Annotated in this window: 11 protein-coding genes; 3 read left to right on the top strand and 8 right to left on the bottom strand. The window is 61.9% G+C overall.

Annotated elements, in window-relative coordinates; all coding sequences use genetic code 11:
* Nucleotides 1-37 precede the first annotated feature (37 nt).
* Nucleotides 38-1411 (top strand): TIGR03808 family TAT-translocated repetitive protein, encoded by a 1374-nt coding sequence (locus QA648_RS03065; RefSeq protein WP_283049552.1) that lies wholly within the window; start codon nt 38-40, stop codon nt 1409-1411.
* Nucleotides 1412-1417: 6 nt separating this feature from the next.
* Here QA648_RS03065 and QA648_RS03060 read toward each other — a convergent pair whose 3' ends face one another.
* The 7 genes from QA648_RS03060 to QA648_RS03030 all read right to left on the bottom strand — a co-directional run bounded on the left by QA648_RS03060 (nt 1418) and on the right by QA648_RS03030 (nt 11827).
* Nucleotides 1418-2200 (bottom strand): crotonase/enoyl-CoA hydratase family protein, encoded by a 783-nt coding sequence (locus QA648_RS03060; protein ID WP_283049550.1) that lies wholly within the window; start codon nt 2198-2200, stop codon nt 1418-1420.
* Nucleotides 2197-3066 carry a hydroxymethylglutaryl-CoA lyase gene (locus tag QA648_RS03055; RefSeq protein ID WP_283049548.1) on the bottom strand — a complete coding sequence of 290 codons (870 nt, stop codon included), beginning with the start codon at nt 3064-3066 and terminating at the stop codon, nt 2197-2199. The genes QA648_RS03060 and QA648_RS03055 overlap by 4 nt, the downstream gene beginning before the upstream one ends.
* Entirely contained in the window at nt 3063-5051 is a 1989-nt protein-coding gene (locus tag QA648_RS03050) for an acetyl/propionyl/methylcrotonyl-CoA carboxylase subunit alpha (RefSeq protein WP_283049546.1), read from the bottom strand. Before QA648_RS03050 ends, QA648_RS03055 begins: the two co-directional genes overlap by 4 nt.
* Before the next feature lie 9 nt (nt 5052-5060).
* Nucleotides 5061-5444, bottom strand: coding sequence for a RidA family protein (locus QA648_RS03045; RefSeq protein WP_283049545.1), 384 nt, complete (start codon nt 5442-5444; stop codon nt 5061-5063).
* A 10-nt stretch (nt 5445-5454) separates the two neighbouring features.
* On the bottom strand, nt 5455-7062 hold the full coding sequence (locus QA648_RS03040; protein ID WP_283049544.1) for a carboxyl transferase domain-containing protein: 1608 nt from the start codon (nt 7060-7062) through the stop codon (nt 5455-5457).
* Nucleotides 7063-7097: 35 nt separating this feature from the next.
* A complete protein-coding gene (locus tag QA648_RS03035; protein WP_283049543.1) occupies nt 7098-8261 on the bottom strand; it encodes an isovaleryl-CoA dehydrogenase in 1164 nt (387 codons plus the stop codon).
* 92 nt (nt 8262-8353) lie between these two features.
* Nucleotides 8354-11827, bottom strand: a complete 3474-nt coding sequence (locus QA648_RS03030; RefSeq protein ID WP_283049541.1) for an indolepyruvate ferredoxin oxidoreductase family protein — start codon at nt 11825-11827, stop codon at nt 8354-8356.
* A 292-nt stretch (nt 11828-12119) separates the two neighbouring features.
* Here QA648_RS03030 and QA648_RS03025 point away from each other — a divergent pair, with 292 nt between their 5' ends.
* Nucleotides 12120-12779, top strand: a complete 660-nt coding sequence (locus tag QA648_RS03025) for a glutathione S-transferase family protein (protein ID WP_283049539.1) — start codon at nt 12120-12122, stop codon at nt 12777-12779.
* 6 nt (nt 12780-12785) lie between these two features.
* Here the strand turns inward: QA648_RS03025 and QA648_RS03020 are convergent, their stop codons facing one another.
* The gene (locus QA648_RS03020; RefSeq protein ID WP_104822362.1) at nt 12786-13682 is read right to left on the bottom strand and encodes a LysR substrate-binding domain-containing protein; all 897 of its coding nucleotides are present in this window, start codon (nt 13680-13682) and stop codon (nt 12786-12788) included.
* Between the two features lie 147 nt (nt 13683-13829).
* Here QA648_RS03020 and QA648_RS03015 point away from each other — a divergent pair, with 147 nt between their 5' ends.
* Entirely contained in the window at nt 13830-14015 is a 186-nt protein-coding gene (locus tag QA648_RS03015) for a hypothetical protein (RefSeq protein WP_283049536.1), read from the top strand.
* Nucleotides 14016-14063: the final 48 nt, after the last annotated feature.

Below are 14063 nucleotides of genomic sequence, written 5' to 3'. Positions count from 1 at the left end.
GTTTTCTGCTTCCAGAAGGCTCGATCCAGGAGTTCACATGGTCCAGCGTCGCGCGTTCCTCGCCTATATCGCCGCCTCGGCTGCAACCGGCCTATTTGCCCCGCGCGCCTTTGCTGCGCCGCTCGCCAAGATTGCGGGTGCCGAGATGCGCGGACCGATCGATGCCATCGCCTATAGGGCGACACCGGGCACCAGCGACATCAGAAGCAGCAAGCTCCAGGCGATGATCGATAGCGCCGCGCGCAACAACGCGCCGGTCTTCCTGCCGCCGGGTAACTACGATGTTTCGAACCTTTCGCTGCCCGACAATACCCGTATCACCGGCATTCCCGGCGCTTCGCGGCTCGTCTATGGCGGCGAAGGCCATCTGATGAGCGCCGACAAGGCCAGGCGCATCGAACTTTCCGGTCTCGTTCTTGATGGCGGCAATCGCTGGCTTGCCGACTATGCCGGCGGATTGCTGCAATTTACCGGCGTTGATCAGGTGCTGATCGACAATTGCGAAATCGCCGGGAGCCGCAAACATGCGCTGCAACTGGAGCGCTGCGGCGGGCGGATCGAACGCAGCCGCATATCGGGCGCCACCGAAGCCGGCCTCTATTCCGTCCAGTCGAGCGGATTGACGGTCACCGACAATCCGCTCGAGGATTGCGGCAATGGCGGCATTCTCATCCATCGTTGGGACAAGGGCGCAGACCGTAGCATCGTCACCGGCAATCGCATCGCCGGCATCGGCGCCAATGATGGCGGCACCGGCCAGAACGGCAACGGCATCAATATTTTTCGCGCCGACGATGTCCTGGTCTCCGGAAACCACATCGCCGATTGCGCCTTCACTGCTGTCCGCGCCAATTCGGCATCAAACGTGCAAATCACAGGCAATCAATGCCTGCGCTCCGGCGAAACGGCGATCTTCTGCGAATTCGAGTTCGAAGGCGCCGTGGTCAGCAACAATCTCGTCGACGGCGCGGCAAACGGTATCGCGATTGCCAATTTCGACAAGGGCGGGCGGCTCGCCAGCGTCACCGGCAATATCATCCGCAACCTGTCGCTGACCGGACCCTACCCTCAGGAAAGCGGCTTCGGCATCGGAATCTCGGCCGAAGCCGATACGCTAATTGCCTCGAACCTCATCGAAAGCGCCCCGCTCTGGGGCCTGAAACTCGGCTGGGGTCCCTATCTCCGCAACATCGTCGCTAATGGCAATATCATCCGCCAAGCACCCATCGGCTGCGCCGTCTCCGTTGCCGACGGCGCGGGTGCGGCTGTCATTTCCGACAATCTGTTCCAACAAGTGGAAAAAGGCGCTGTCATCGGCTTTCGCTGGGACAAACCGGCTTCCGGTGACTTGACGGTAACAGGGCGCGAAGATTTTCCACAACTGACAATAGAGAAAAACAGACTAGGATAGGCTTCCCTATCTCCAGCTTGGCTCCCGCCGCTCGAAGAATGCTGTGACCCCTTCCCTTGCTTCCTCCGTCTCCCACGTGTCGGCCAGTTGCGTGATGACATGGTCGATGAGCTCGTCGGTGATCGGCATGCCGAGGGAACGGGCCAATGCCTTTGCCCGCGCAGCCGCCTGCGGCGAGGCGGCGAGGAGATGGCGGATTTCAGATTCGATGGCTTCGTCGAGTGCGTCCTCAGGGACGACGCGGGACAAGAGGCCGGCGGCGTGGGCTTGCCAGGCGTCGATGACTTTGCCGGAAAGAAAGAGCGGACGGGCCCTGGCCTCGCCGATGCGGGCAACGACATAGGGGCTGATGATAGCGGGGATGATGCCGAGGCGAACTTCCGTCAGGCCGAAGCGGGAAGTCGCGGCGGCAACCGCCATATCGCAGATGCTGAGGATGCCGACGCCGCCGCCGAAGGCATTGCCGTGCACGCGGGCGATCAGCGGCTTCGGCAATTCATTCAGGGCCTTGAACATCATCGCGAGCCGCCGGGCTTCGACGATGCGTCCGGCACGAGTGGCATCGAACTGGGCGCGCATCCAACCGAGATCGCCACCGGCGCAGAAGCTCGCGCCCTCGCCCGTAAGCACCACGACGCGCACACTCGCATCCCTGCCAAGATCGTAAGCAGCCTCGGTCAGGGCATCGATCATTTCAACCGACAGGGCGTTGTGTTTTTCCGGGCGCGCCAAAGTCAGGCGGGCGACGCCACGTTCCTCGATGGCGATATGGATGGTTTGCGATGTCATGCGGCGCTCCTGAGGCTACGGGCAAAGGCGGCGGCCTTGGCAAGTTTCTCGTCATCGAGGCCAGTTTCGAAGCCGTGTAGTGCCAGATAGTGGTGAACTGACACGGTATCGACATTGCCTTTGGCGCCGGGCGCGAAAGGACAGCCGCCGAGACCGCCGGCGGCTGCGTCGAATACCCGCAGGCCCCGATCCAGGGCTACGCCGATGTTGTCCAGCGCCCGGCCCGACGTATCGTGGAAATGGCCGGCCAGCATCGCGGCGGGAAGATCGGCAAGCACGGCTTCCAGCATTCTGTCCACCGCCTCCGGTTCGCCCCTGCCGATCGTATCGCCGAGGCTGATCTCGTAGCAGCCGAGCTCCCGCAATTGCCGAGCGACGCTTGCTGCATTCGCCGGCGGCACCGCGCCCTCATAAGGGCATTCAACGACGCAACTGACGTAGCCGCGCAGCGGAATACCGCGGTCGCGGCTTGCGGCCGCCACCGGCCGAAAACGCTCGATACTTTCGGCGATGGAGCAATTGATATTGCGCATCGAAAAGCTTTCGGAGGCCGACGCGAAAATCGCCACCTCATCGGCGCCGGCGGCAAGCGCCGCCTCGAACCCCTGCATATTCGGCGTCAACACCGCATAGCGGACGCCATGCTTCCGTTTGATGCCTGCCATGACCCCGGCAGCATCGGCGAGCTGCGGCACCCATTTCGGGCTGACGAAGCTGGTGACCTCGATACGCTCGAAACCGCAGTCGGAAAGCAGATCCACCAATTCGATCTTGGTGTCCGTGTCGATCAGCCGTTTCTCGTTCTGCAGGCCGTCTCGTGGTGCCATTTCGACGATGGTGACATGGTTGGAAGGACGCTCGGTCATTGCGCATCCTCCGGCCGGAGCGACAGCAGGACGGCGCTTTCGCTGGTCTGATCGCCTTCGCCGACATGCAGGCTTTCCACCACACCGTCGCGCGTCGCCGTCAGCGTCAGCTCCATCTTCATGGCCTCCATGACGATCAGCGCCTCACCCTTCGCCACCATATCGCCTTCCTGAACCCGAACAATCTTGATGAGACCGGGCATAGGCGCGACCAGCCGGTCGCCACCGGCGGCTTCTTCCTCGGCGCCATCCAAGGGGTCGGGCCGATGGAAATGATGGGTGCGGCCATCGAGGAACAGCGTCATGTCATGTGGCGTTTGGAAGACATCGGCAGTGAGCTGCCGGCCGTCGATCTCCACATGGCAGCCGCTACCGGTGCGACTGATGATGCGAACGGCGACAGCGCGATCATCGAAATGCACGGAGAAGAGATCTTGTCCTTTCGCAATGACGCGGCAGTTCGTATGACTGCCGCTGTGATGCAATGTGACAGGGCGATTTACTTCGCCCCAAAGCTGCCAGGCGCCAAGCGCTTGCCAGGGGTCGCGCGCAAAGGACCGCGCCAAGGCTCCCGCCTCGAAGATGGCAGCGATGGCAAGCGCGATATCGTCTGGTATCGGTGCTGCGGTCAGCGTCTCTGCCTCGCGGTCGATCAGGCCCGTATCCGGATGGCCCGCAACGAAATCCGGCTGTTGGCTCAAGCGGACCAAGAACTCGAGATTGCTTGTTGTTCCGGCGATCTGCGTATCCTGCAGCGCTCGCGCCAGCTTGGCGAGGGCGGCTTGGCGGGTTGGGGCGTGGACGATGAGCTTGGCGATCAGAGGATCGTAATGCGGCGTGATGCTATCGCCCTGGCGCACGCCGGTGTCGATGCGGACATCGCCGTCGGGAAATCTGAGATGCGAGAGCGTGCCGGTCGCGGGCAGAAACCCCCGCGACGGATCTTCGGCATAAAGCCGCGCCTCGAAGGCCCAGCCCTCGATGGCAAGCTCGGCTTGGGTCTTCGGCAAGGGCTCGCCGCCGGCAATCCGCAATTGCCATTCGACCAGATCGACCCCGGCGATCGCCTCGGTGACGGGATGCTCGACCTGCAGGCGGGTGTTCATTTCCATGAAGAAGAAGCGATCCGGCGACAGGCCTTCGGAGACATCGGCAATGAATTCGACCGTGCCGGCACCGCGATAGTCGATGGCCCGCGCCGCGCGGACGGCAGCTTCGCCCATGGCGCTGCGCATCTCCTCCGTCATGCCGGGGGCCGGCGCCTCCTCGATCACCTTCTGGTGCCGCCGCTGCAGAGAGCAATCGCGCTCGAAAAGATGGACGACGTTGCCATGGCTGTCGCCGAAGACCTGCATCTCGATGTGACGGGGCTGGGTCAGATATTTTTCGATCAGCACCGCATCATCACCGAAGGCCGATTTCGCCTCGCGTCTCGCCGCTTCCAACGCAGATGCGAAATCCTCCGGCCGGTCAACACGCCGCATACCCTTGCCGCCACCGCCGGCCCGTGCCTTGATCAGCACGGGAAAGCCGATCTCCGTTGCCCGCTCCGCGAGGAACGCCGCATCCTGCTTATCACCGTGATAGCCGGGAACGACAGGCACGCCGGCGTGCTCCATCAACGCCTTGGCCGCATCCTTCAGGCCCATGGCGCGGATTGAGGCAGGGGATGGGCCAATGAAAACCAGTCCGGCGGCTTCGACGGCCTCTGCGAAATCGGCATTTTCCGAGAGAAAGCCGTAGCCGGGGTGAATGGCCTCGGCGCCGAATTGCCGTGCGGCAGCGATGATCTTCTCCTTCGAAAGATAGCTCTCGCTCGCCGTTGCCGGACCGATATGGACCGCCTCATCGGCCAGAGCCACATGCAGTGCGGCGATATCGGCGTCGGAATAAACGGCGACCGTGCGGATGCCCATCCGCCTTGCCGTACGGACGATCCGGCAGGCGATTTCTCCGCGATTGGCGATCAATATCTTCGAAAACATCGGCAAACCCTATTGCGCGGCGACGACCTCGACTTCGAGCAGCCATGCGGTGTCGAAAACGCCCGATATCACCACCGTCATCGCCGGGGTGAGCGGACCCAAATACTCGCTGCGGATTTCGCGGTTCTCGATCGTATGGTGACGGTCGGCGAGATAGGTGGTGACCTTGACGATATCGGCCTTGCTCATGCCCGCGGCCTTGAGCTGGGCGTCGACATTGAGCCAGACCTGGCGGGCCTGCGCCGGAAAGCCGTCCGGAAGCGCATCATCGGCGGTTGTCGGAATCTGGCCGCTGACAAACAGCAATCTCTCGAAATTTTCGAGCTTCACGGCCTGAGCATAGCCGCCGCGTGGCTGAGGTGCGTTCTTGGCATTGATGATGTCGCGTTTCATCTCAATCTCCTCACATCCTGAACAGGCCGAAGCGTGTGTCTTCGATGGGCGCATTGAGCGCGGCCGAAAGCGACAGCGCCAGCACATCGCGGCTCTTGCGTGGGTCGATGATGCCGTCGTCCCAGAGACGCGCCGAGGCATAGAGCGGGTGGCTCTGGGTCTCGAACATCTTGAGCGTCGGCTGTTTGAAGGCTGCCTCTTCCTCCTTCGTCCAAGGCTTGCCGGCGCGCGCCAGCGCTTCGCCGCGGACCGTCGCCAGCACGCCGGCCGCCTGCTCTCCGCCCATGACGGAGATACGGCTGTTGGGCCAGGTCCAGAGGAAGCGCGGAGAATAGGCACGGCCGGCCATGCCGTAATTGCCGGCGCCGAAAGAACCGCCGATCAGCATGGTGATCTTCGGCACCTTCGTCGTCGCCACAGCCGTCACCAGCTTGGCTCCGTGCTTGGCGATGCCTTCCGTCTCGTATTTCCGGCCGACCATGAAGCCGGTGATATTCTGCAGGAAGACCAGTGGGATTTTCCGCTGCGAGCAAAGCTCGACGAAATGCGCGCCCTTCAGTGCCGATTCCGAAAACAGCACGCCGTTGTTGGCGATGATGCCGACGGGAATGCCGTGGATATGGGCAAAGCCGCAGACCAAAGTCGCGCCATAGCGCGCCTTGAATTCATCAAAGCGGGAGCCATCAACAATGCGGGCGATGACTTCGCGAACGTCGTAGGGCGTGCGCAGATCGGAAGGCACGATGCCGAGCATATCTTCCGGATCGTATAGCGGCGGCTCGGGCTCCCGCAGCTCTACAGTCGTCGGTTTGTGACGATTGAGATTGGCGACGGCCTGCCGCGCCAAGGCCAGCGCATGGGCATCGTCGCAGGCCAGATGGTCGGCGACACCGGAAAGGCGCGTATGCACATCACCGCCGCCGAGATCCTCGGCAGAAACCACCTCGCCGGTGGCTGCTTTGACCAGCGGCGGTCCGGCGAGAAAGATCGTCCCCTGCCCCTCGACGATGATGGTCTCGTCGGACATGGCCGGCACATAGGCCCCGCCGGCGGTGCACGAACCCATGACCACAGCGATCTGCGGAATGCCCGCTGCCGACATATTGGCTTGATTGTAGAAGATGCGGCCGAAATGATCGCGATCTGGAAAGACTTCGTCCTGGTTCGGCAGGTTGGCTCCGCCGGAATCGACCAGATAGAGGCAGGGCAGATTATTTTCCGCCGCAATCTCCTGCGCCCGCAAATGCTTCTTCACCGTGATCGGATAGTAGGTGCCGCCCTTTACGGTGGCGTCGTTGCAGACGATCATGCAATCGCGGCCCACCACGCGGCCGATGCCGGCGATCAAACCCGCGCCCGGCGCCTCATCGCCATACATGCCATGCGCAGCCGTCGTACCGATTTCGAGAAAGGGCGTCGCCGGATCGATCAGCCCTGCCACCCGGTCACGCGGCAGCATCTTGCCGCGGCTGACATGGCGCTCGCGCGCCTGCGCACCGCCGCCCTCCGCCGCCCGCAAGACCGCCGCCTTTGCCACGCCGATCGCCTCCAGCATCGCGGCGCGATTGTCCCTGAAACGGTCCGAATGGGCGGTTATTTCTGACTTCAGGACGGTCATGCTGCATCACCAAAATTGGGGGCGAAATTTCAAAATCAGAGGGTCTCGGCAAAGAGTTCCCGCCCAATCAGCATGCGGCGGATTTCGGAGGTGCCGGCGCCGATTTCGTAGAGCTTGGCATCGCGCAGAAGCCGGCCGGCGGGATAGTCGTTGGTATAGCCATTGCCGCCGAGGGCCTGGATGCATTCGAGCGCCATAGCGGTCGCCTTTTCAGCAGCATAGAGAATGCAGCCCGCAGCGTCCTTGCGGTTCGTTTCGCCGCGATCGCAGGCGGCGGCGACCGCATAAACATAGGCGCGGGCGGCATTCATGGTCACATACATGTCGGCAAGCTTGCCCTGCATGAGCTGGAATTCGCCGATCGGCTGGCCGAATTGCCTGCGTTCATGCAGATAGGGCAGCACCACGTCCATGCAGGCGGCCATGATGCCGAGCGGGCCGCCGGACAGGATGACGCGCTCGTAGTCGAGGCCGGACATCAGCACGCGGACGCCGCCATCGATCTGACCTAGCACATTTTCCGCCGGCACCTGGCAATCGATAAAAACCAGCTCCGAGGTGCTGGAGCCGCGCATGCCGAGCTTGTCGAGTTTCTGGCCCACGGAGAACCCCTCGAAACCCTTCTCGACCAGGAAAGCGGTGATGCCGCGCGGGCCGGCGTCCGGCGCGGTCTTGGCATAGACGACCAGCACGTCGGCATCCGGACCGTTGGTGATCCACATCTTGCTGCCGTTCAGCACATAGCGGTCGCCGCGCTTTTCGGCGTGAAGCTTCATCGAAACGACATCGGAACCCGAGCCGGGCTCCGACATGGCAAGCGCGCCGATATGTTCGCCGGAGATCAATTTAGGCAAGTAACGCGCCTTCTGCTCGTCGGTGCCGTTGCGGTTGATTTGGTTGACGCAGAGATTGGAATGGGCTCCGTAGCTCAGACCGACGGAGGCCGAGGCGCGGCTGATTTCTTCCATGGCGACCGCATGCGCTACATAGCCGAGGCCGGCGCCGCCATAGGCTTCGTCGGCGGTGATGCCGAGCAGCCCGAGATCCCCCATTTCCCGCCACAGCTCCATCGGAAAACCATTGTTGCGGTCGAACTCGTCAGCGAGCGGTGCGATGCGCTGACCGGCAAAGCGGCGCACGCTATCACGCAGCGCCTCGATCTCCTCCCCGAGCGCAAAGTTCAATCCTCCAGCATACATTGCCTTCTCCTCCCGCTTTTCCCGATGCATGATCCCGGAATGGCTATGCGCCATTAAGGATCATACTCTCCTCGCGCCCCTCTTTGAGACCATCATGCCGCATCGGCAGGAACCTGATGCTTCTCCTCCGCTATTTCATAGGTCTTCAGCTTCTCGGCGATCCGCGCCATGACCTTGCGGGCCGCCGCCTCCTTGACCGGTCCGAAGCCTCTGATTTCATCAAACAACGACAGGATGGCAAGGGCCTCCGTTTCATTACCCGCGCGCAGGCCGTTGAGAACGCGGCCGGCAATCGCCTCGTATTCGCCGATCAACCGACGTTCCAGCCGGCGCTCCCGCATATAGCCGAAGGGATCGAAGACCGTACCGCGCAACCGCTTCATCGGCGCGAGCCTGCGTAGCAGCGGCAATATCCAGAGGCCGAATTCCCGCTTCTTCGGTCGGCCGTTCGGATCCTTGCCGGCCAGCATCGGCGGCGCGAGATTGAAGGCCAGCTTGAAATCGCCTTCCATCTCGTCGCGTAAATGCGCCTCGAAGGCCGGATCGGTCAGCAGCCGCGCCACCTCATATTCGTCCTTATAGGCCAGCACCCGCGCATAGGTCGTGGCGACGGCGAAGGGCACCTTGTCCGAAAGCCGTTCCCTGGCAGCCGCGGCGATTGCACGCTGGACGAACGCGCCATAGCGATCGGCAAGTGCGGCGTTCTGATAGGCAGTCAGATGCCCCTTGCGGTGGGCAATCAACTCGTCGAGGCTCATCTCTGCAAGTGTCTTGCCGGCATCCGGCTCCGTCATCATCTCCTTTACGGCCTGCGGATCGTGCGCCAGCAGACGGCCCCAGTGGAAGGCCGAGAGGCTAGCTTTCACGGCGACGCCATTGAGCTCGATCGCCTTCTCGATGGCTTCCAGCGACAGCGGCAGCAAGCCGCGCTGCCAGGCAAAGCCAGTGAGAAGAATATTGGTCGACATGGCATCACCGGTGACCTCGCTTGCCACATGACCAAAATCGAGGAAGACGGATTTGTCGCTCACGGTCTTGGCGATGGTATGCTGAATCGAGCCAATCTTGAAATCGAAATCGCGGTTGCGAACGAAATCAGCGACCGGCATGAGGCCGGTATTGACGATGGCCGTCGTGCGGTTCGAGGCACACAGCGTAATCGCATCCTTGGACGCGCCGACCACTTCGTCGGCAGCGAGCAGCAGGTCGGCGCCGCCGTTGACGATGCGCGACGAGGTGACGTCGGCTTCGCTATAACCAATGCGCAGATGGCTCATCACCGCGCCGCCCTTCTGCGCGAGACCGGCCATGTCGAGGATCATCGGCACCTTGCCGTCGAGATGAGCCGCCATGCCGAGGATGGCACCGATCGTCAGGATACCGGTACCGCCGACGCCGGCGATCGCGATGTTCCAGGGATGCTCGCCGATCACCGGGACCTCCGGCATCGGCACCTTGGCATCCGCGTGTTCCAGCGCCTTGCGTTTGCGGCGCTTGCCGCCATGGACGGTCACGAAAGACGGGCAGAAGCCTTTGACGCAGGAGAAGTCCTTGTTGCAGCTCGATTGGTTGATCTGCCGTTTGCGGCCGAACTCCGTCTCTAGCGGCTCGACCGAGATGCAGTTGGATTGCACCGAGCAATCGCCGCAGCCTTCGCAGACAGCCGGATTGATGAAGACGCGCTTGGCCGGGTCCTCCATCAGGCCACGGCTCCGGCGGCGGCGTTTTTCCGCCGCGCAGGTCTGGACATAGACGATCGCCGAGCAGCCTTCGGTTTCGCGCAGCGTCAGCATCACCTGATCGATATTGTCGCGATGCAGCACCTTGACGCCGGGAGCCAGGTCCGATGCCGCATAGGCCGAAGGATTTTCGGCGAGCAGATAGATCGGCGAAACGCCCTCGCCATGCAACTGACGGGTCAGGAGTTGAGGCGTCAGATAACCGTCGATCGGCTGACCGCCGGTCATGGCAACGGCGTCGTTGTAGAGCAGCTTATAGGTAACGTTGACTTTCGCGGCGACCGACTGGCGGATGGCGAGAATGCCGGAATGGAAATAGGTGCCGTCACCGAGGTTGACGAACATGTGCTTCTCGTCAGTGTAACGGGCAATTGCCGTCCAGGGCACGCCCTCCCCGCCCATCTGCGTGAAGGTCTGGGTGTTTCGGTCCATCCAGGTGACCATGTAGTGGCAGCCGATACCGGCCATGGCGCGGCTGCCTTCGGGAACACGGGTGGATGTGTTGTGCGGGCAGCCGGAACAGAAGAACGGCGTACGCTGCAAGGGCGCGACATGCGTGCGGCTGATCTGGCCGCGTTCGGCAAGATAGGCGAGCTTGGCGGCGATCTGGTCGTGCAGCGAAGGATCGAGATCCAGCTTGACGATGCGCCCGGCAATAGCCCGCGCCACCGCACCAACCGTCAGCGCCGCCGACAGGCTGAGATAGGGCTTGTCGTGCTCATCGAACTTGCCGACGATGCGCGGACGGACATCGGCGCGCCAATTGAAGAGCTGCTGCTTGATCTGATTTTCGATGATCTCGCGCCGCTCCTCGACAACCAGCACCTCGTCCAACCCTTCGGAAAAATGCCGGACGGCTTCCGGCTCCAACGGCCACGGCATACGGACTTTCAAGATACGCAGGCCAATCGCGGCCATTTCCTTCGGGCCGATTTCGAGTTCGCGCAGTGCCTGCAGCACGTCCTCATAGGCCTTGCCGGAGGAGATGATGCCGAAGCGGGCATTGGGCACATCATGGGTGATTTCATCGACGCGATTGGCGCGGGCAAAGGCGATAGCGGCATAGGCCTTGTAGGTCTGCAGACGATCGTCCTGCATCAGCGGCGTATCGGGCCAACGCAGATTCAAGCCGCCGGGCGGCAGATCGAAATCGGTCGGCAGCACGAATTGCCGCTTCTCGCCTGAGAGATCGACCGCGGCTGTCGTCTCAATCGTGTCGGCAATGAATTTCATGCCCACCCAGCAGCCGGAATAGCGCGACATGGCGATGCCGAGCAGGCCGTATTCGAGGAATTCGTGGATCGAGGATGGATAGATGACCGGGATGACCGCCGACATGAAATCATGGTCGGTCTGGTGCGGGATCGTGGACGATTTGGCGGAATGATCGTCGCCAGCGAAACAGAGGACGCCGCCGTGCTTGGACGTACCGGCAGCATTGCCGTGCTTCAGCACATCGCCGGAGCGGTCGACGCCGGGCCCCTTGCCGTACCATATGCCGAGCACGCCATCCTTGCGCACGCCGGGGGACAGACCGACTTGTTGCGTGCCCCAGATGGCGGTGGCCGCAAGGTCTTCGTTGATGCCGGGCTGGAAGGTGACGTCATGCGCGTCGAGATAGGTCTTGGCTTTCAGAAGCTGCTGATCGTAGCCGCCGAGCGGCGACCCGCGATAGCCGGATATGAAGGCTGCGGTGTTGAGGCCGGCGGCGCGGTCGCGGCGCATCTGGGTCATCGGTAGACGCACGAGGGTCTGCAGTCCGGTCATGAAGACGCGGCCTTCATCTGCTGTATATTTGTCGTCAAGCGATACGCTCGTCGCTAGCATCTGCTCTCCTCCCGAGATCGCAGTCACCGATTGCGTAAAATATCCTCGCCGAATGCCTCCTACCGCACTGGCGAAAATCCAGGCTAACAGTAGCATGCGCCATTGCTAATTTCCGAACGAAGGCAATGCGCGGCCGGCATGATTCGCAAAGATTGAAGGGCTTTACGGATATTTTCGTGCTTGATCTCCGCGCACTCATCAAAAGCTTTCATTGCAGATATAAACCCGCGCCTCTTCCGTTTACCGGACGCCGCCAATAACCTCGCTTCGACTCGATTTTCGGAGACCGACTATGCTGACAATTTACGGCGTCTATCGCTCACGCGCATCGCGCAACTACTGGATGGCGGAGGAGCTTGGCATTCCCTTTCAATCCGTGCCCGTGATCCAGGCCAGCCGGCTCGGTAATCCCTTAAACCCAGAAGCGCCGGTCAATACGATGTCGGCGGAATTCTTGGCCGTCAATCCGATGGGCATGATCCCCGCCATCAAGGACGGTGATCTCGTCATGCATGAATCGCTCGCCATCAATCTCTATCTCGCCCGCAAGCATGGCGGACCGCTGTCGGGGCAGACGGTGGAGGAAGAGGGTCTGCTCGGCATGTGGACCATGTGGGCGGCAACGGAGGTAGAGCCTCATTCCGTGGCCCTCGTGCGCATATATGACCGCGCACAGGAGAACACCGATGCAGGCAAGGCTGGAATCGCGGTTGCCTGCCGGTCGCTGAAGCGGCCACTCGACGTGCTGGAAAAGCACCTGACGAACCGGGAATACCTCCTGGGCGATCGCTTCACCGTCGCCGATCTCAATCTCGCAGAGGTGCTGCGCTATGCGCAGACCGAACAGGCTTTGTTCGATAGCCATCCGAACGTAAAGATCTGGATCGAGCGCTGCCAGTCGCGAGCCGCCTATAAGGCAATGCAGGCAACACGCGGCAAGGAGCCGATCTGAGGCCGCTCAACGGAAGAGCTGCATGCTCTCATCCATCTCTTCTCTGATCCAGCTCTTGAAGGCGGTGACTTTTTTCGCCTCGCGCACGCCTTCCGCCGTGATGAAATAGTGGCCGATACCGGTTTTGGCGCGGATACCGAAGGGATCCACGAGGCACTTCTGTTGCAACGCATAGGCGGCCAGCGTTTGCCAGGCAAGCATTACGCCCTGGCCCGACATGGCGGCATCGAGGCAGAGCGACGCATCGTTGAAGATATGTCGCTCTTCCATGCATTTGCCGGAGAGGCCTGCCTCCTTGAGCCAGACATCCCAGGTGAACATGGCATGCCCGTCAATGACGGCGGGCACATTTAACAGATCCGCAGGCTGCTTGAGTTTGGCGGCGATCTGCGGTGTGACGACCGGAAAGATTTCCTGCGCCAATAGCAGTTCGGATTTCACGCCCGGCCAGTGCCCATTGCCGACCCGGATGCCGATATCGACATCCGATGTTGCCGGATTGACGAGTTGCGTGGTGGCGTCGATGCGGAGCCTGATATCCGGATGGCGCTTGGCGAAGCGATCAAGCCGATGCACCAACCAGCGGGCGGCGAGGACCGGCGCAACCGAGATGGTGAGGATATTGTCGTCGCGATGCTGTGCGGCGGTGACCGCCGCCGAGAGCGCCTGAAAGCCTTCGCCGAGCCGCGCCAGAACCGAGATACCCGCCTCCGTCACCGTCATCCCTTTCGGCGTGCGCTCGAAAACCGGTCGCCCCAATTGCGCCTCGGCCTTGATCACCTGCTGGCTGACGGCGCCGATGGTCACGCCAAGCTCATCGGCGGCCGCCTGCAACGACCCGAGCCGTCCCACGGCCTCTAGCGCCCGGAGACCATTCAGATGAACGCTGTTGAGATTCTTCATATAGAATATCTATATCAGCATGCCGGCATTCTCAATTGAAAAGCTGCCCGATGCGCGCGATCATCGCGGCATAAAACCCGAACCGCCACCGTCCCGCCGACTAACCGCCTCAGGGCGCATCATCGCGGAAGAACGAGGAGGCATGGCATGTCGATACTGAAGCTTTTCTTGAATCATCTGCTGCACGACGACAGCGAGCGGCAGGACGACCCGTTGCAGCATCCGGCTCTGGCGGCCATGTCGCTGGAGGAACTGGCCGATCTGCCGCTGACGCCGGAGAATTTGGGACGGAAGGCGGAGGGGCAAGATCTGAGATTGAAACAATGCGTATAACGCAGGAACAAGTCATCTCACGGCGCTGAACGATCCCAACCGGCTCTT

It is taken from the genome of Rhizobium sp. CB3171 (genome assembly GCF_029714265.1).
Taxonomy (GTDB): domain Bacteria; phylum Pseudomonadota; class Alphaproteobacteria; order Rhizobiales; family Rhizobiaceae; genus Rhizobium.
Note: the sequence above shows the minus strand (reverse complement) of the source record. Positions and strands in the feature narration are given on the sequence as shown.